Raw genomic sequence first — 17,887 nt, 5'->3', positions numbered from 1 at the left:
ATACCGCCGAACAAGCGGCCCGTGAACCTGATGTTCCAGTCCTACGCGCTTTTCCCGCATATGAGCGTGGCGCAGAACATCGCCTACGGGCTGGAGATGGAGAGGCTTCCGCGCGCCGAGATCAAAACCCGCGTGGACGAGATCCTTGAGGTGATCCAGCTAGGCGACCTGGCGAAACGCAAACCCGATCAGCTTTCGGGCGGGCAGCGGCAGCGGGTGGCGCTGGCCCGCGCGCTGGTCAAACGCCCGCGTCTCTTGCTGCTCGACGAACCCCTGGGGGCACTCGACAAGAAGCTGCGCGGCGAGATGCAATTGGAATTGAAACGCATCCAGGACGAGTTCGGCATTACCTTCATCATCGTCACCCATGACCAGGAAGAGGCGCTGGTGATGGCCGACCGGATCGCGATCCTGCGGGATGGCAAGCTGTTGCAGTGCGGCACCCCGCACGAGATCTATGAACACCCTGAAAGCCGCTTTGCCGCCGATTTCATCGGGGTGATGAATTTCCTGCCGGTCGAGCAGCGCGACGGGAAATTGCTGACGGCTTCAGGCGACGTGATCACCGCCGCGGACGCGCTGGACGCAGGCCAACGCGGAGTCGCCGCCGTGCGCCCCGAGCGCCTGCATCTGGGCGATGCGCAAGGCGAAAACCGCCTGACCGGCAAGGTCAGCGCGCTCGCCTATCACGGGCTTGATCTGCAACTCCATCTCATGAGCCCTGCCGCACCCGACCCGGTGATGGTGCGGCTGACAGCGGATGAGGCCGAAACCCGGCGACTCGCCATCGGCGAAGAGGTAACCGTTAGCTGGGCGGCCAAAGACACGAGGATTTTCGCGGTCTGACTGCTTGAGCCAAACATCGCCGCGCAATGCGGCAGCGACAACAGAGGAGACAAAGATGACCCAGAAGACTTTCGCATTTTTCCCAGAGGCCGCGTTTGGCCCTGCGCTGAATTCGGTCGGGATTGCGCAGGCGGTGGAACGCATGGGCCACAAGGCGGTATTCCTGTCGGACCCGGGCTTTGTCGAGGTCTACGAGGGTTACGGGTTCGAGGCCCATCCGGTGGCTCTCTCCGAACCGATGCCGCCCGAGCAGATGGCGAAATTCTGGGAAGATTTCATCAACGGCCATATCCCCAATTTCCGCAAGGCACCGATCGACCAGATCGACAATTACGTCAAGGAATGCTGGGAGGCGATCGTCGACAGCGCCAAATGGGCGCAAAAGGACCTGCCCGGCATTCTGGACAAGATCAAACCGGATGTGATCTCGGTCGACAACGTGATCCTCTTCCCGGCGATCAAGCAGTTCGGCGTGCCCTGGGTGCGGATCATCTCGTGTTCGGAAAACGAGATCGAGGATGACGCGATCCCGCCGCACCTGTCGGGCATGTCCGAAAACGACACAGCGGGCCATGCCGCCTTCCGGGCGCGGTTCAACGAGGTGATCAAGCCCATCCACGACGATTTCAACGCCTTCCTGGCCGACTGTAACGAGGATGCCTATCCCTTGGGCGAGTTCTTCGAGGCCTCGCCGCATCTGAACCTGCTGCTCTATCCCGAACAGGCGAAATACAAACGCGCAAAGCCGCTCGACCCGGCGCGGTTCCAGTATCTCGAGGGCTGCGTGAGGCAGGATGAACCTTATGAAGTGCCCACTTTCAAGAAAAGCAATGACGGACCGCTGCTCTATATCTCCTTCGGGTCCCTCGGCGCGGGTGATACCGACCTGCTGAAGCGCCTGATCACGCTGGTGGGCAACAGCCGCTACCGTGCGCTGGTAAATGTCGGCGATTACGAAGGCGAATACAGCGACATCCCCGACAACGTGGTGATCCAGAGCTGGTATCCGCAACCCTCGGTCATTCCGCAGGTCGATGTGGTCATCCATCACGGCGGCAACAACTCGTTCACCGAATGCCTCTATTTCGGCAAGCCTGCGATCATCATGTCCTATGTCTGGGACGGCCATGACAATGCCATGCGTGTTCAGGAAACCGGCCATGGCTTCCGCTCGGACCGCTACGACTGGACCGATGAAGACCTGACCGCCAAAATCGAAGCCTGCCTGAACGATAAGGACATGGCCGCGCGACTCAAATCGACCTCGGCGCATATGCAATCGCAGAACGGGCAGGAAAAGGCCGCAAAGCTGCTGGTCGGTCTGGTGGAGTGATCCTGTGACGGACCTAAACGCCTCGGCGCCGCATATCCACGACGCGACCATGTATGATGATCTGGTCGATTGGGGCCTGCAGCCCGACATGGTCAGGGGCCAGTCGTATTCAACCGGGCGGCTTCTGCACAAGGGTCCGGGCAACTCGCCCGAATGCGGGATCTGGGTCTGCACGCCGGGCACGTGGAAGATCTCGGTGCCGCGCGACGAGTTCTGCCATTTCGTCGCGGGCCACGTGATCTATCGCCGCGACGGCTCGGACGAAGTGATCGAGGCCCGCGCGGGCACCTGCGTGCTCTTTCCCGCCGGGTGGGAGGGCACGGCGGAAATCACCGAAACTCTGCGCAATATCTACATGCTGGTTTGAGAAGGACAAAAGCCATGAAAGCACCGGTCATGCGTAACCCGTTGCAGATTACCGACACCGTGGATTGGGGCGTGATCCCGACCATGATCGACGGCGAAAGCCGCACCTCGGGCAAGCTGCTTTACAAGGGTCCCGACGGCCAAAGCGAATGCGGGCTTTGGATTTGTACGCCCGGCAAATGGGAATGTCGCGTGACCCGGGATGAGTTCTGCCACTTCCTCGAAGGTCGCTGCACCTATGTGCACGAAAGCGGCGACGTAATCGAGGTCACGCCCGACACGGCGGCCTTTTTCCCGCAGGACTGGAAAGGGGTCTGCACCGTCCATGAGACTGTCAAGAAAGTGTACATGATCCGATGAGTGATATCCTCTCGCCCTGCTACTACCTGGCCCCGCGTTATCACTCAAGCGCGGGTGCCGCGCATGACGTGATCGACCCGGCGACGCTTGAGGTGGTCGCGCGGCGCGGTGACGTGACGGCGGCGGAGCTTGACGGCGTTCTGGCCCGGGTGAACGCGGCGCAGAAACTTTGGGCGGGAACCGACGCCAAGACCCGCGCCGCGCATCTGCACCGTCTGGCCGCCCGGATCGAGGCCACCGACATGACCCGCTGCGCCACGCTAATGAGCCGCGAGATGGGCAAACCCTACCCCGAAGCCATCGGCGAGGTCGCCAATTGCGCGCCGATCTTCCGCTACTACGCCGAGATGGCGCGGGATGAGGCGGGCAAGCTGGCGGGCACCACCCAGACCGGATCGCTGCAATATGCCCGCTACGAACCGCTGGGCGTGTCGGCCCATATCATGCCATTCAACTTCCCGATCCTCTTGATGTGCTGGACCGTCGCGGCCTCTCTGGCGGCGGGCAATGGCTGCATCGTGAAACCTGCCGAGGCGACCACGCTCTCGACCCTCGAATTCATGAAGGTCTTTGATGACATGCCCGCGGACCTCGTCGCCTGCGTGCCGGGCGGGGCCGAAACCGGCCAGGCGCTGGTTGACAGCCGCCAGACCCATGCGGTGGCCTTCACCGGTTCGGTCCGCGCGGGCCAGGCCGTGGCCGAAGCCGCTGCGCGCCGCCTGAAACCGGCGGTGATCGAGGCGGGCGGGTCCGATCCGATGGTGATCACCGCCCACGCACCGATTGACGTGGCCGCCGCCGGGGCCGTGACTGGCGCCTTCCACCTGACGGGCCAGGTCTGCACCTCGACCGAGAGGCTTTACGTCGTGGACGCCGTTCATGATGCCTTTGTCGAGGCTTTCGTGGCCGAGACCCGGCGGCTCAGGATCGGCAATGGCCTGGAAAAGTCCGAGATTGGCCCGCTGGTCAGCGAGGCCGCCCGCGACAAGGTCGAGCGTCTGGTGGCGGATGCCGTGGCCAAGGGCGCGACGGTCGCCTGCGGCGGGCGCAGGCCCGAGGGGCTGAACCGGGGCTGGTTCTATGAACCCACCATCCTGACTGGCTGCACACCCCAGATGGACCTGCTGAGCGAAGAGATCTTCGGCCCTGTCGCCGCCATCCTCCGCGTACCCGATTTCGACACCGCCATCGCCATGGCCAATGACAGCGATTTCGGTTTGGGCGCCTCGATCTTCACCACCGATCTGGCCGAGGCGCATGAGGCGTCCGAGCGGCTTGAGGCGGGCGTGGTCTGGATTAACAACCCGATGATCGACAACGATGCGCTGCCTTTCGGCGGCTGGAAGAATTCGGGGATTGGGCGCGAACTGGGCCGGATGGGGCTCGATACGTTCCGGCGGACGAAAATGGTCATCCTCGACCACAAGCCAGTGCGCCATGACTGGTGGTACCCTTATCCAGATGACTGGTTCCTCGACGCCGGTGGCCGCAAACATGTCTAACGAAAATACGCGCAGGGTAGCACCGCGATCCGTGCCCTACTGGCTGGATCGGACCGCGGCTAAATGCCCCGCGCTTTAAGCAGAAATCACTTGCGATCTCGCAATCGTCGGCGGTGGCTTTACCGGGCTCTGGTCTGCGATCAAGGCGCGTGCACGACAATCATCCCGATATTCGACTATGCCTTGATGACCGAGCCTTTGACAGAAGCGCAGCTTGCGGCCATCGGTTGGCAGGAGCGACACGGTGTGGCCGTCAGCGGCAACCAGTTCCATTATTCCCGCAAGACCGCGGATAATCGGATACTTTGGGGCGGTTATGACGCGGTCTATCACTACGGCAGCCGGCGCGATGTGGCGCTGTTCAACCGGCCCGAAACCTTCGACCGGCTGCGCGCCAACTTTTTCGCGGCCTTCCCTGCGCTGAAGGGAACTGAATTCAGCCATGCCTGGGGTGGCATCATCGACACCTCGGCGCGCCTGGCCTTCTTTGCCGGTACCGCGTTGCAGGGACGTCTGGCCTATGCTCTCGGCTTTACCGGACAAGGCGTCTCGGCCTCGCGCTTCGCGGCACTTACCATGCTGGACCTTCTGCAAGGAGTAGAGACTGAGCGAACCAGGCTCCGGATGCTGCGAACGCGCCCCGTTCCTTTCCCGCCAGAGCCGATTCGCAGTATCGTGATCAGCTGGGCGCAAAATGATCTATCCCGAGAGGATCAAACCGGCGAGCGGTCACTGCTTCTCCGGTCGTTGGACCGATTTGGTATAGGATTTGGGTCTTGAAACCAGACGGGATTGGAATGAAGGGAAGGAAGGTGCCCGGCTCGGATGGAACACCCGCTTTAGCGCGCTTATTGCCCGTTCGCGTGTGATGCGGCATCTGGAAGAATGGGCTCGACTCGGTCATCTGAGCGATTTGGTCAGATGTCCCCTAATGGACGGATAGCAGACCCAACGTTGCAATGCGCTAACGTCTGCCTTGCGGACGAAGTTTACACTCGCGAAACTATTTTCAGTTTCCAATTTCGGTCTTTCCGGCAATTGTTCCCATCGAATGCGCTTGCCAACCAAAAGTGTTCACCTTGACGCGCCATTTCCGCTTCTTCAACGATACAGCATGGAAGTGTTCGACTATGTTATTGTTGGTGCGGGGACTGCTGGTTGTGTTCTGGCAGCACGCCTCAGCGAAAACCCCAAGACCACCGTTTGTCTTATCGAAGCGGGTCCCAAAGATCGCCACCCTTTGATCCATCTTCCTGTTGGGTGGATCAAATTGATGACAAACAGCGACCTTAACTGGATGTATCAGACCACGCCCTCTGAGTGGACTGGCGGGCGCAGAATTCCGGTTCCGAGAGGTAGAACTCTCGGTGGCTCATCTTCGATCAACGGCAACGTGTTTAACCGTGGTGCCGCGTCAGATTTCGACCATTGGATGCAGTTGGGAAACCAGGGCTGGGGATATTCGGACGTCCTTCCACTCTTCAAACGCCTCGAAACTTGGACGGGTCCGAACCCGGATGGGCTGCGCGGCACAGACGGCCCTTTGACGGTGACGCCCAACTCTTGGGAACACCCAATTTGCAAAGCGTTTTTTGAAGCGGCGGAGAGTCTCGGGATACCATATAACGCGGACTATAACGGAAAAGCTCAATTCGGGGCTTGCTACGCGCAGCGGACCATCGCGAATGGCCGCCGTCAGAGCGCCGCAACTGCTTACCTGCGCCCCGCGCGAGGCAGGCAAAATCTACGTATCAAAACCGATACCATGGCCACCCGTATTCTCTTTGATGGTAAACGCGCGACAGGTATGGAAATAGTTCATGGCCAAAACCTTGCCAGGATTAAAGCCAGTCGAGAGGTGATCCTTGCAGGTGGCGCCATCAACTCTCCGCAACTTTTGCAATTGTCTGGTGTTGGTGATCCTGAACACCTCGGTAGAATAGGTGTGCCTTTACACCATCCGCTCCCCGGTGTGGGTCAGAACCTTCGCGATCATTATACCCCGCGTTTCACCGCACGGGTCAGGGGGACGAGTACGCTAAATGAACGCGTCAAAGGACTCGCGTTTTGGTCGGAGACAGGCAAATGGCTTTTTGGCCAACCGTCGGTACTCAGCTTGCCTTCGACAGTCTGCTATGCCTTTGCCAAATCCTTTCCAGAGCTTAACGAAAGTGATCTTCAACTCACCCTTATGCCTGCGAGCTACAAAGCCGGAAATCAGAGCCAACTTGACGATCAGCCGGGAATGACACTGGCCGCATGGCAACAAAGACCTGACAGCACGGGTCACGTTCTGGCGCGGTCCAACGACTCGAGAGAGCCTCCTGAAATCCAACCTAACTACCTGAGTGCCGAAACTGACCAGCGCGTATTGCTGGCAGGTATGAAACTGGCACGACAGCTTATGCAATCCGAAGCTATGGATCCTTACTTTGCGGGCGAGCTTTACCCCGGAGATGCAGTTCAATCTGACGATGAGCTCATGGCCTGCGCACGCGAGCGCGGTACCACGAGCTTCCATATGGTCGGGACGTGCAAAATGGGCCCCATTTTTGATGCGTTTTCAGTGGTGGATAATCAACTGAAGGTCCATGGGATCGAAGCCCTTCGTGTCGCGGACGCATCCATCATGCCTTCGATGCCAGCCGCAAATACGAACGCTGCCACCCTGATGATAGGAGAGAAGGCCGCTGATCTGGTTAGTGGCAAGTGAATAAATGTTAGATAGCGGCAATTCCCGAGATGGCTATCCGAGTGTCTGCTTTGGGCTCGACCCAGTCGTTCGCTACGCTCGTAATGAATGTCCGCTTTTCGATCTCAGCTAGAATTTTGCCAATGACCGCGACATCCGTCTAAACCCCACTGCGCTAGCCTGTGATGTGTCTCAAAGCCGTTGGTGGGGTGGGGTCAGGGTTAGAAATTACCCGTAGTTGTTGTTCGAACTCATCTAGGTTCTGGAGGCGGCCCTACCGTCAGGATCTTTCCGTTGCTCCAAACAATCGCTTCATAACAAACTTCCGCTCCCGCGCCGCCGCACCAGCCACCATCACGCCCTATCAACAAGATGCGGTCCGGTCCCCAATCAATGAGTTGCCAGCCGGTGGCCTGCCAAGCTCGAACCCTTCCATCTATGACAAGATTGAGCATGCACCCACCTGTGCCGCAGAAAAGTGATGCGGCGGAAGAACATGCATACTGGCTCTCGTCAACGAGTTCTGCATCAACGACGCCGAACTGAGAGCGGAGCTCGATCGTGGTTACAGCATCACCAGCATCGAACTCACCATTTTCAAAAGAACGACAATCTGCAGCTGCCCGATCAATCAGCTGTTTTGCCTCGGTCGACATCGCCAAGCCGACGCATACGGAACAAAGGTGTATGAGCATCGCTCCGAAAAGCACTCGCATGGCATCTGACTCCACATAGATTTCCCAGTGACTTTGCAGCGGACGCCCGTTTGGAGCAATCACGATCCAACCAAAGCGCCAGAGATTAGTAGGGGATTAGTAGGGCAGCGGAGTACAAGCCAATCCAACCAGGTACGGCAACGCGCAAGAATGCTACCGATAAATACTATTTTAAAACAATATATTATGCTGCTCCATCCAATTTTTGCGGCTCACGTCCAACGACATCCAAAAGCCAGGCAAACACATTGGTAAGGGAGAGGTCCGGAGTTCAAATCTCCGCAGCAGCACCATAAAATCAAACACTTAACATACAGTGTCGATTATGCAGACCTGTGCATACGCCGTTAGAGTCGCAGTTCCGACCGAATACCAACTGATTCTCGGTAAGATAAAAATTGTCAGGGGTCTTGGTACTCAAGACTTGGCCGAGGCGCTGGCGCTTCTAAAGGACGTCTTTGCCAAAGTCTTATCTCCTATTGGCGAAGGGGAAGCTGCCCCGACAGTTAACCGTTCTGATCCGTGCGCAAACAAAGATGCTAAGGCCATAAAAGATACAACCCATCGTTGGTTGGCTGGGGCTGACGGAATTAAGCAAGCCACAAAAGCGAGATACAGGCGTCATCTAAAGGCATTTGAGGATTACACAGGGAACAAAGAGACCACCAAGATCAACTGTACGCTTGCTTTGGAGTTTATGGATCACCTCAAAAAGTACTCTCTGAGCGAACCGGAGAACCTCTTTCAGCACGATCTTTGCAGTCTTATCAAAGTTTGCCTGGCGTCCTACTGGCGCGCCCTTGATCACTGGGGACTAGTCGATCTTGATGTTCGAAACCTGTTTTCATCTCTCTTGAAGCGTGTAGCCGGTTAGAAAAAGAAGACGGATCCAAGGGAGAAGAAGCTACGCCAGGTGACCCGCGAGGAAGCCGAAAGCCCTCTGACCTACATCGCTGAACACAATTTTCTCAAAAAACAACTCGAGATGTTCGTTACGGTCAGGTTGCTCTGGGTCACCCCGCCACATATCAAGTTCACAGGTACGGTTCTCAAGATGTTGTTGGCGATACGACGGTGTGGTTCACGGACCCGAATTTCAAGGGATTGCGACTTTGCGTCATAAAGGGCGGGGTCAAGACATAGTGCGTGACGAAATGTGCCACCGATCTGTCAGCTGCTTCCAAGTTGATTACAGCATTTTGACCTCGGCTGTTCGCTGCGGCACGAAGTAACTCGGTCCGGGTCTCTACGAACAATGTGAGGCCAGAGAACGAGGTAGTACGTGGATAGCACTTTCAAAAAAGCGCGACGGCTGCAGGTGTTAAGTCATTGATATTATTAAATCCCGCCTAGGGAGGTGTGACAAAATCAATAAATGCGTGGCATAAAGGACTGCGGTTGGCGAATGCCAATAGAATCGAAATGCGCCAAGGGCAGCTTCAGAGTGACAAGCAGACTTCCAGCAAAGTAGCTCCGGCGATCGTTCTAAGCCTGAAGCTGGCGGTTCCTCGAACTCCGGCAGAAAAGTGTTTACAGTTTGATTGCGGGGCTGGATTTTCTATTTTCGAAGCAAGTTTGAGGATAGGAGTGACGTTATGCGGTCGTTCTTTGGTGGCAGGAAAAGGTTCACCGATCTTTCTGAAAGCGAGATATTGGGATTGGCAATTTCTTCGGAAGAAGACGATGCCCAAATCTACCGAGGCTTCGCCGAGCGGCTGAGGTCCGATTATCCTGCTACGGCCAAGGTTTTTGATGGGATGTCCGTCGAAGAAGACGATCACCGACGCCGCCTGATTGATCTGCATAAGTCCAGGTTCGGTGAAACGGTGCCATTAATCAGACGCGAGCATGTATCAGGTTTTTACGCAAGGCGGCCGGTATGGTTGTCCGAGCACCTACCGCTGGAACGGATTAGACAGATTGCCGAAGACATGGAGATCCAGGCGCAAAATTTCTACCTTGCAGCGGCGAAACGAGCGAAGGACGCGGACACGCGGAAACTGCTAGGTGACCTCGCGGCGGCAGAAGCAGCGCATGAAACCAGCGCAGCCGCGCTCGCCGAAGCTCATCTTACCCCTCAGGCCCTTGATGAGGAAAATTTTAGAGCGAAACGACAATTCATTCTGACTTGGGTGCAACCGGGGCTTGCTGGCCTGATGGACGGATCAGTTTCGACGCTGGCGCCGATCTTCGCCACAGCATTTGCCACAAAGGACCCCTGGACCACCTTTCTCGTTGGAGTTGCTGCCAGTATCGGCGCTGGGATCTCTATGGGCTTTACAGAAGCCGCTTCGGATGATGGTCAGCTATCGGGTCGCGGGAGCCCGATCAAACGAGGGGTTGCGTCCGGCGTTATGACCGCAGTTGGTGGACTTGGGCATGCCTTGCCGTATCTTATCCCAGACTTCTGGACAGCGACCACGATCGCAATCATTGTGGTTTTTCTTGAGCTCTGGGCAATCGCTTGGATACAAAACCGGTTTATGGATACTCCATTCTGGCGCGCGACGTTACAAGTGGTTGTGGGAGGCGGACTGGTTCTTGGTGCGGGTATTCTGATAGGATCTGGCTGAAACTATCTCGATCAACCAGCACCATCGCGTATTTACCCGCTTCAAGCGCAGTGCCGTAATTCCATCAGTGTCTATGAAAGTTCCAATTCTCTGCGGCCACGATACAGTCTTGTCGGAAGAACTTGTGTTGAGGCGGGCAGGGGCTTTTGAAGCTTAAACCGACGAACGAAACGATCACCCTTCAATTACTTCGAAACCAGTTCCGGGAACATTCGCCTGGCTGCGATGCTGCACGTCGGGTTCTCACTATTGCTTCGAATTTTAGAGGACCTGGTGAAAGAACGTGGCATCGAAGCTTGCCATGAAACCGTCCGGTATTGATGAAACTGGTTCGGCCCGATGTTTGAGTCGGGAACCCGCAATTGCATGCCATCTACTCTTCTCGCCAGTCGTATTTGCTCTGATTGCGAGAAGGACGCCCTTTTCGCATGTTAGTCAGCCAAAAAACCTTTTTAATGACGCATCTTGCTGGCACGACCATTAATGGAAATGCTATCAATCGTCGTAAAGACGATATTTTTCATTGTCATCGAACCACTTCGTAACTTGTTCCAATGAATAATCGCGCCCCGTATGATCGACATTGGCTTCCGCATATGTTGGCAATCCGTCAATTGGCACCGCCTTTTCGGGAGCCCACAACGCCGCCCGAATTATTGCCTTACCGCAGTGATAAAAGGCTTCTTCCACGCTTACGAGAACCGCCAGTTCCGGTACTCGGCCATTGATTGCCATACTTTCTAATAAAGGCTGATCCCGTACCACTTGTGCAGTGCCATTCACACGAACTGTTTCATTGCGGTTTGGAACGAAAAAGATGAGTCCAACGCGACCGGTTTGCATAATATTGATGAACCCATCAAAGCGGCGGTTGCCGGGGCGATCCGGGATCGCGAGAGTTTTTTCGTCGATAACCTTAACAAAGCCAGCCGGGTCGCCTTTAGGCGAACAATCGAGCCGACCTGTCGAGTCCGATGTTGCTAAAACAAGAAACGGTGATCGTTCGATCCAGACTCGGCAGTGCTTGTCTATATGGTCAATTATTTTGACGTCCTGCGTTCCACTAGGCGGGTTGGGCACGATTGTTCGCAGTTCTTCTTCGGTCGTTACTACGTCTTGAGGTTCGTAGGGCATGTTTGCTCTCCGCTTTATCATTTGATTGTGCCCTTCGGCCGCGCAAATCTCAAACAAACAAAGCCCAGACAGTTCTGAAGCGTGGACTTGTCCGACATGGACGTGGCTGCCAAACTTGCCTCTGGGACCATGAGTCAGCGAAAGTAAGGGTCAAAAGTCGGTGTTTACGCTAGGCGACCGTTCGTGCGGACCAAGCATGAAGTGGTGCAACCGACGGCAGCTATGCTCGCAAAACAGATGCTAGCGATGTTTGGATGAATGTCCGCCTTAGACTCACAGCGGCCTCATTAATCTACTTTCTCTTTGTTGGAAGGCAGCGAAAGCTCAATTATTAGATACTCCAGATCGGTTGTTGGTCGACTTAGATTGTTACGAACTTTCTTTGCAGTCTCGTGCGAGATTGATCTTTTTGATTTCAATCGGTTATCCTTGTAGCAGATCATTAAGAAACATGAGGTTCAAATGAACAGCTCTATTTCTGATGAGGCGATTGCAGCGCTGCCATTTTGGGTAACACCTCCGGGCGAGACCGACGGGTTTCTGATCGTTGTCGGCGTGTTGCTCGTTTTAATACTGCTGGGTTTCGGCGCGCTCTATTTTACCGTTCAGGCAATTCCCGACCGTATGGCAGCAGGTGCCCACAAGGTTCAAATGCAGCTTGTAGGTGTGCTAGGCTTAATCTCCCTGTTCACTCTGAACAATGCTTTTTGGATCGCAGCAATTTTAATTGCGGCGGTGCCTTTGCATGAGATTTTCCCACTCAAGACCGAAATCGACCTCTCGGAGAATGACGATGCTTGAGTTGGTGTTCTCTGCGCTAATCACAATTGTCCCTGATTACCTTTACAGGCGTTACAAACAGGGCAAGAGGTGGGGTCACGAAATAACTCTTTTCAACGTGTGGTATGAATTGCGATGGGGTTTGACCGCTTGTGCTATTTTGGCCGTCACGTTGATAACTGTGATCTTTTATTTCCACCCGTCTACTCGAAACGTTTCAGCCGCGTTTCGTACTGTAACTATTCTCTCCGACCGTGGAGGCCGCGTCTCGGAAGTTTACGTGGCCAATAACGCGGCAGTCAAAGCCGGTGATCCCATTTTTAGATTGGATACCATGCGGCAAGAGGCGGCAGCAGTAACCGCTCAACGTCGTATCGAAGAGGTTGAGGCAGCCTTGGGTTTGGCCGCAACGGAAGTAGCGGGCGCTGCGGCACTTGTCGAGGCGACCGAGGCAGATCTAGCTCAGGCCGAAAATGACTTGGAGCGACGTCTTGAACTCGCAGAGCGCAACGACACCGTCGTAAGCGAGCAGGAATTGGAACGACTGCAAACAGCCGTTTCAGGCGCGCAAAGCCAGCGTGCGGCCGCATTTGCGGCGCTCGACGGTGCCAAACTGCGCCAGACAACACTCCTTCCAGCGCAGCTTGAAAGCGCGCGTGCTGCTCTTAGTGAGGCAGAGAACGAAATATCAAAGTCAACTGTTTTCGCAGAGGTAGATGGGACTGTCACTCAATTTCTCTTGAAGTCAGGCGACATTGTTAACCCAATTTTACGTCCTGCTGGCATTTTGGTGCCTGAGGTCACGGGACAAGGGCGTTTTATTGCGGCCTTTGGTCAAATTTCAGCAAGCGTACTCAGACCCGGAATGTTGGTTGAAATTACTTGTGCTTCCAAGCCCTTGACCATAATCCCTATGGTGGTGGACGAAGTGCAAAGCGCGATTGCTGCTGGGCAATTTCGACCTGGGGACGCGCTGCTGGATCAACAGGATCGAGCTCGTCCCGGGACAGTAACGGCCTTCCTGGCGCCAATTTTCCCAAAACATTTAGAAGATATCCCACCGGGCAGTGCTTGTGTTGGCGTTGCCTATACCAGCCGCGCGAAAGAAATCGAGGCCGGCGAAATCACTGGGCTATCAGCTTTCGTCGCACGGATCGTCGACGGAATGGGAATTGCAAATGCAATTGTCTTGCGCGCCCAGGCCATATTACTGCCGGTAAAAGCATTGGTCTTCAATTAGGCCGCGCCTCGCGGAGAAAACATGTTCGCTGCGTTTATCGAAGCATCACCAATCGCTGTTGGCATTGTTCTTGCGACGCTGCCGCTGATAAGCGTGTCGCTGTTCCTGATACGCAGGCCAGAACGCAGCGCACACAATGCGTTTCTTGGAGGTTGGGCAGTTGGAGCGATGTTCGTTGGGTCATTAGCCATAGCGATATCGGATATCAGCACCCCAAACCGGCAACCTCCCGCGGCGTGGGTGGTTTGGTGTCGTCTTTTACTTGGTCTATGCCTCGTCGCACTGGCCGCACGAAAGTTCGTTAGCCTCAGTTCATCAAAAGAAAATGGGCCACCGGAATGGATGGCCGCATTGGAAAGCTTGCAACCAGTAAAGGCGTTTGCGCTTGGAGCAGGTCTTGCGACCCTCAACCCTAAGAATGCAGCACTCTTTGTTTCGGGTGCATTGACGATTGCCGCCGCAACTTATGCCCCAGTGTCCCAGCTGGTTGCGCTGGCATTTTTCGTCGCCGTTTCGAGCCTTGGTTTGGCAATGCCTTTCGCTTTTTCTTTGACGCTTGGGGAGCGTGCGGAGCGAATTTTTCTTGGGTTGAGCGAGTTGATGGAAAAATACAGTAAATTGATAGTTGCAATTGTGCTGGCGGTCTTGGGGGTAAAGGTCTTTGCAAATGCTGTCACTGATCTCTAATCGGGTCTTGTTATTGCAAAACCTCGCCCATTTAACCCAGCAGTCGGACCCTTCATCGCAACGGCATTGACCAGCGCCCAATGTCGTCATTGCCTGCAATAGGGAAACTCTAGCGTTGTCCACCCAGTCGCTCCAGATTACGTTTTCGCTATCTGGCGGAAATCTCAAGCTCAAGGACTTCGTTCTTTGGTGATGCCGGCTGACAAACATCTTTCAAACTGCGAAGTGGTGTGGCAACGTTTAGCTATCCTGCGAAGCTGCGAGCGACTGTACAAACTTCCACCATGAATCTCATTAGGAGAAGACATGCTAATTAAACTTCTTGCGTCTGCATTTTTCTTGATTTTACCAGCCCTCAGTTTTGCTCAAACAGCTGAGCGCAGCGTGACCATCGAAGCTGATGCGACAGTTAAGTCGGTCGATCCAGACACTCGGCTCATCGTGCTCCAAAACGCAGAGACAGGCGAAGAAGAGACCATTCTTGCAGGTCCGGAAGTCGTAAACTTCGACCAAATTGAAGAAGGCGATACCGTCAAAGCGGTGTACACACTGGGTATAGCTGCAAGCATGGCATTCCCTGGCGAGGTTGACAGTATGGTTGAATTGGAAGGCCGGGCTTCAGAGGGATCAACACCGGGCGTGGCTGCCGGAACGATGGTCACCTTAATTCTGACTTTTGTTTCCTTCGATGAGGCGAGCTCTGTTGCAACTGTGACGGACAGCAGCGGCACAGAACAAATGATCGAGGTTGAAACGGAAGTTGGTCGAGAGTTTGTCGAACAGCTTAGCGCGGGAGACAGAGTAGCCCTGAGCTTCACGGAAGGTCTTGCTGTAGGAATTGTCGAAGAATAGGCGCCGGATATTGGTGCTAGGCATCGCCTATTGGATCCGCAAGAGGATCAATTCTCGTGTTGATTATTGCAATGGCGCGGAACTCTCGCTCAAGGTCTGCTACGGACTAAACGAGGTCATTCGCGGAAACGCGTCACGGGACCACTCTGCGGGACTTTGCTGCGATACGTTTTAGTTTCAATTTTGGCATTTCCTGCCAAACTGCTAATCCTTTTCAAAGGAGGAGCAAATTGCCACGCCGCTACCAAGATATATATCCTTCGTTACCCTTGCTTAATAGTGACGAACTGGAACATGTGTCTGCTGCTGGCTTGATGTCCTTGCGTTATTTTCAGGCTGCGCCGGATAGAATGCCTGAGAATGTTTACACCGAGCACCATGTTCTCTTGAACCTGCAGTCACGCCCGCATCGAGTTCAGAACACTCGAGATGGCAAACTCCATGACTTTGTTTTCCATAAAAACGAGATCGTTGTAACGCCCGCCGGCATGCGATCGGGTTGGCGTTGGTTCGATAAGTCAGATGTGATTGTTGTCACTTTGGACCCAGTCAAAGTGGAACGCTTTGCGCACACCGAGTTATCGATGTTACTGGACCCGCAACAGTTTCAGGACACGCCACTTTTTAAAGACGCCGATCTGTGCACAGCAGGGGTTATCCTGCGCGATGCGCTGGAAAACGATGACATAACGTCAGGCGTTATGTATGAAGCAATGAGCCGTGTTCTTCTCGTAAAGCTTTTACAACGCTATGGAAAACGTCGCCACGAAGCGGTCGCGCTGAGTGCCCGTTTCACTTCTTCTCACTATAATCGTGTTTTACGCTTCATCCGCGAACGGCTTGACCAAACGATCGTACTGGATGAACTTGCACGTGAGGTGGGGATGTCGCCATCTCACTTTAGCCGTGTGTTCAAGGAAACCGTGGGCACAACGCAAATGCAATATGTACTGGCCTATAGAGTGGAGCAGGCGATCAAGATGATGGACGACACCGCACGTCCTCTTGGTAGTATCGCACTAGATTGCGGCTTTGCCGATCAGTCGCATTTCTCGCGAAGCTTTAAACAAGTGACAGGTCAGTCCCCTCGTGTTTATCGGGCAGCGCGCGTCGCTTGAGAGATACCGTACTAAAAACAAGAATCTTCAAAAACTGAGCAAGACCTTTCAAGAACGCTGACTTCTGTTGAGATATCTCTCAATTCATCGGGAAAACCCCACAAAGATGAAAAGCAGGAGAAAATGCCATGAAGATGTTCGCAACAACAACGGCAGCAGCGTTGATGGCCTCAACATCTGCCATTGCACAGATTGAAACCCGCAGTGTGACGTTCACTAATGAGGGCCAGACGCTTACCGGAACTCTGTATCTTCCGGAAGGGTATGAAGGTTCATCGTTACCCATGGTCGTTGTCACCGGCGCATGGACATCGGTCGAGGAACAAATGCCTCGTGTGTATGCCAAAGAAATGGTAGAGCGCGGCTTTGCCGCCTTTACCTTTGATTTTCGGGGCTGGGGTAAATCGGGTGATCTTCCTAATAATGTCCGATTTGTCGAAAGCCCATCGGCCAAGTCCTCAGATATTCGGGCTGCTTTTGAATTTGTTGCGTCTTTACCGGAAGTAGACGCCACCCGAATAAACGGCCTGGGTATCTGCGCGTCTGCGGGTTATATGGTTGATGCGGTTTCCGGCAATGATTTGGTACAACGCATCGGTCTTGTCGCACCGTGGCTTCAGAACAAAGAAATCGTAGAAGCTGTCTATGGCGGTGCCGCAGGTGTCGCTGGATTGATAGAAGTAAGCCGTGCTGCTGACTCTGCTGGGGGTCAGATTATACCGGCAGCCGGGCCTGAAGGCGCGGAAGGCGTTTTAATGCCTATTGGTGGTTACTACTATGAAGAAGATCGTGGTGCGATCCCTGCCTATGACAATAAGTGGAACAATTCAGGCTGGGAAGATTGGTTGACATATTATCCCGCCGATCACGCAACCGGTTTGACTCAACCTCTTGCAGTCGTTCACTCGGAAGCAGCAGCGATCCCTCAAGGAGTACAGACTTTCCTGCAGTCGTATTTAGGCGACGCGACCCTGGAAATGTTGGAGAACGTCACCCAGTTCGACTTTTATGATAATCCGGAGGACGTCACTCGCGCTGCAGACGTGATGGCCGAACATTTCAACATCACAGACAATAACGACAGCTAAGCAGGTAGGATCCGGCGTTGTCGCGCCGGACGCCCTTTCGCAATCATTTTCCTAAGGAAAGAAAATATGAAACGCATGCTGACCAACGCTGCTATTGCCACGACCATGTCCTTATCCGCCGCGCAAGCAGAACAAGATCCCGCTGGAAAGGTCGACCCTGATACGGCTCAAATTATCACTTTGGTTTCGTCCATTCCACTGGCTGTAGACAGAGCCGCATACGAATTAGCCGAAGCTGCATTCGCACCTTTGGTCACTATCGATTACACCAGTCTGTGGGGCGGTGAGCCGGCAAAGATGACGCCGAAGGATCTCATGGCCGCGTGGCGCGGCATTGTTCCTGGATTTGACGCCACATGGCATGAGCTTGGTCAGGTGACTGTCGAAATCTCCGGCACATCTGCGACTGCGACTGCATCAGTTGATGGTCGACACTGGATAGGGAATGAGATTTGGCGACCAATCGGAAAATATCATTGGGATGTAGAAGAACTAGGCAGCACACCCATAAATTTCTGTTCATTCACATAGGCTTGTGATTCACTTTCGCAAAACAACAGGCGGGAGTGGGAAATTGGCGCGATCTGACATGAGCGATTT

Annotated in this window: 18 protein-coding genes and 1 pseudogene; 17 read left to right on the top strand and 2 right to left on the bottom strand. The window is 54.7% G+C overall.

Translation table 11 applies throughout. From position 1 onward, the window contains the following. The 7 genes from AC2FNE_RS22400 to AC2FNE_RS22370 form a co-directional block, all read left to right on the top strand. A partial coding sequence (locus AC2FNE_RS22400) for an ABC transporter ATP-binding protein (RefSeq protein WP_496806329.1) occupies positions 1 to 846 on the top strand: 846 nt, incomplete at its 5' end. Positions 847 to 901: 55 nt separating this feature from the next. Then, positions 902 to 2,179, top strand: coding sequence for a nucleotide disphospho-sugar-binding domain-containing protein (locus AC2FNE_RS22395; RefSeq protein ID WP_496806328.1), 1,278 nt, complete (start codon positions 902 to 904; stop codon positions 2,177 to 2,179). Between the two features lie 4 nt (positions 2,180 to 2,183). After that, complete coding sequence (locus AC2FNE_RS22390) at positions 2,184 to 2,546, top strand: cupin domain-containing protein (protein ID WP_496806327.1); 363 nt, start codon at positions 2,184 to 2,186, stop codon at positions 2,544 to 2,546. Positions 2,547 to 2,560: 14 nt separating this feature from the next. After that, a complete protein-coding gene (locus tag AC2FNE_RS22385) occupies positions 2,561 to 2,905 on the top strand; it encodes a cupin domain-containing protein (RefSeq protein ID WP_496806326.1) in 345 nt (114 codons plus the stop codon). Beyond that, positions 2,902 to 4,407 (top strand): aldehyde dehydrogenase family protein, encoded by a 1,506-nt coding sequence (locus tag AC2FNE_RS22380; RefSeq protein WP_170608814.1) that lies wholly within the window; start codon positions 2,902 to 2,904, stop codon positions 4,405 to 4,407. The genes AC2FNE_RS22385 and AC2FNE_RS22380 overlap by 4 nt, the downstream gene beginning before the upstream one ends. 63 nt (positions 4,408 to 4,470) lie before the next feature. Continuing rightward, complete coding sequence (locus tag AC2FNE_RS22375; protein WP_496806325.1) at positions 4,471 to 5,187, top strand: FAD-dependent oxidoreductase; 717 nt, start codon at positions 4,471 to 4,473, stop codon at positions 5,185 to 5,187. Positions 5,188 to 5,521: 334 nt separating this feature from the next. Continuing rightward, entirely contained in the window at positions 5,522 to 7,120 is a 1,599-nt protein-coding gene (locus AC2FNE_RS22370; RefSeq protein ID WP_496806324.1) for a GMC family oxidoreductase, read from the top strand. Positions 7,121 to 7,350: 230 nt separating this feature from the next. Here AC2FNE_RS22370 and AC2FNE_RS22365 read toward each other — a convergent pair whose 3' ends face one another. Then, positions 7,351 to 7,815, bottom strand: a complete 465-nt coding sequence (locus AC2FNE_RS22365) for a hypothetical protein (RefSeq protein ID WP_496806323.1) — start codon at positions 7,813 to 7,815, stop codon at positions 7,351 to 7,353. 325 nt (positions 7,816 to 8,140) lie between these two features. Here AC2FNE_RS22365 and AC2FNE_RS22360 point away from each other — a divergent pair, with 325 nt between their 5' ends. The 3 genes and pseudogenes from AC2FNE_RS22360 to AC2FNE_RS22350 all read left to right on the top strand — a co-directional run. Further along, positions 8,141 to 8,689, top strand: coding sequence for a hypothetical protein (locus AC2FNE_RS22360; RefSeq protein WP_496806322.1), 549 nt, complete (start codon positions 8,141 to 8,143; stop codon positions 8,687 to 8,689). A 721-nt stretch (positions 8,690 to 9,410) separates the two neighbouring features. Beyond that, positions 9,411 to 10,388: an iron exporter MbfA gene (gene mbfA / locus AC2FNE_RS22355; RefSeq protein ID WP_170473345.1), complete on the top strand. Its 978-nt coding sequence runs from the start codon at positions 9,411 to 9,413 to the stop codon at positions 10,386 to 10,388. Positions 10,389 to 10,598: 210 nt separating this feature from the next. Then, a pseudogene (locus AC2FNE_RS22350) lies at positions 10,599 to 10,706 on the top strand (IS6 family transposase); the annotation flags it as partial. 177 nt (positions 10,707 to 10,883) lie between these two features. On the opposite strand, the gene AC2FNE_RS22345 reads toward AC2FNE_RS22350, so the two are convergent. Beyond that, complete coding sequence (locus AC2FNE_RS22345; RefSeq protein ID WP_170604892.1) at positions 10,884 to 11,522, bottom strand: pyridoxamine 5'-phosphate oxidase family protein; 639 nt, start codon at positions 11,520 to 11,522, stop codon at positions 10,884 to 10,886. Positions 11,523 to 11,984: 462 nt separating this feature from the next. Here AC2FNE_RS22345 and AC2FNE_RS22340 point away from each other — a divergent pair, with 462 nt between their 5' ends. From AC2FNE_RS22340 to AC2FNE_RS22310, 7 genes are all read left to right on the top strand, one after another. Next, positions 11,985 to 12,323 (top strand): hypothetical protein, encoded by a 339-nt coding sequence (locus AC2FNE_RS22340; RefSeq protein ID WP_170473340.1) that lies wholly within the window; start codon positions 11,985 to 11,987, stop codon positions 12,321 to 12,323. Next, the gene (locus AC2FNE_RS22335; RefSeq protein ID WP_496806321.1) at positions 12,316 to 13,542 is read left to right on the top strand and encodes an HlyD family secretion protein; all 1,227 of its coding nucleotides are present in this window, start codon (positions 12,316 to 12,318) and stop codon (positions 13,540 to 13,542) included. Before AC2FNE_RS22340 ends, AC2FNE_RS22335 begins: the two co-directional genes overlap by 8 nt. Before the next feature lie 21 nt (positions 13,543 to 13,563). Continuing rightward, complete coding sequence (locus AC2FNE_RS22330) at positions 13,564 to 14,229, top strand: GAP family protein (protein ID WP_496806320.1); 666 nt, start codon at positions 13,564 to 13,566, stop codon at positions 14,227 to 14,229. Positions 14,230 to 14,535: 306 nt separating this feature from the next. Beyond that, positions 14,536 to 15,081, top strand: coding sequence for a hypothetical protein (locus tag AC2FNE_RS22325; protein ID WP_170473332.1), 546 nt, complete (start codon positions 14,536 to 14,538; stop codon positions 15,079 to 15,081). A 230-nt stretch (positions 15,082 to 15,311) separates the two neighbouring features. Next, positions 15,312 to 16,199 (top strand): helix-turn-helix domain-containing protein, encoded by an 888-nt coding sequence (locus AC2FNE_RS22320; RefSeq protein ID WP_496806319.1) that lies wholly within the window; start codon positions 15,312 to 15,314, stop codon positions 16,197 to 16,199. A 128-nt stretch (positions 16,200 to 16,327) separates the two neighbouring features. After that, a complete protein-coding gene (locus AC2FNE_RS22315; RefSeq protein WP_170604902.1) occupies positions 16,328 to 17,287 on the top strand; it encodes an alpha/beta hydrolase in 960 nt (319 codons plus the stop codon). 66 nt (positions 17,288 to 17,353) lie between these two features. Continuing rightward, positions 17,354 to 17,818, top strand: a complete 465-nt coding sequence (locus AC2FNE_RS22310; protein ID WP_496806318.1) for a nuclear transport factor 2 family protein — start codon at positions 17,354 to 17,356, stop codon at positions 17,816 to 17,818. Positions 17,819 to 17,887 lie beyond the last annotated feature (69 nt).

The organism is Ruegeria sp. YKSD179 (assembly GCF_059612885.1).
Note: the sequence above shows the minus strand (reverse complement) of the source record. Positions and strands in the feature narration are given on the sequence as shown.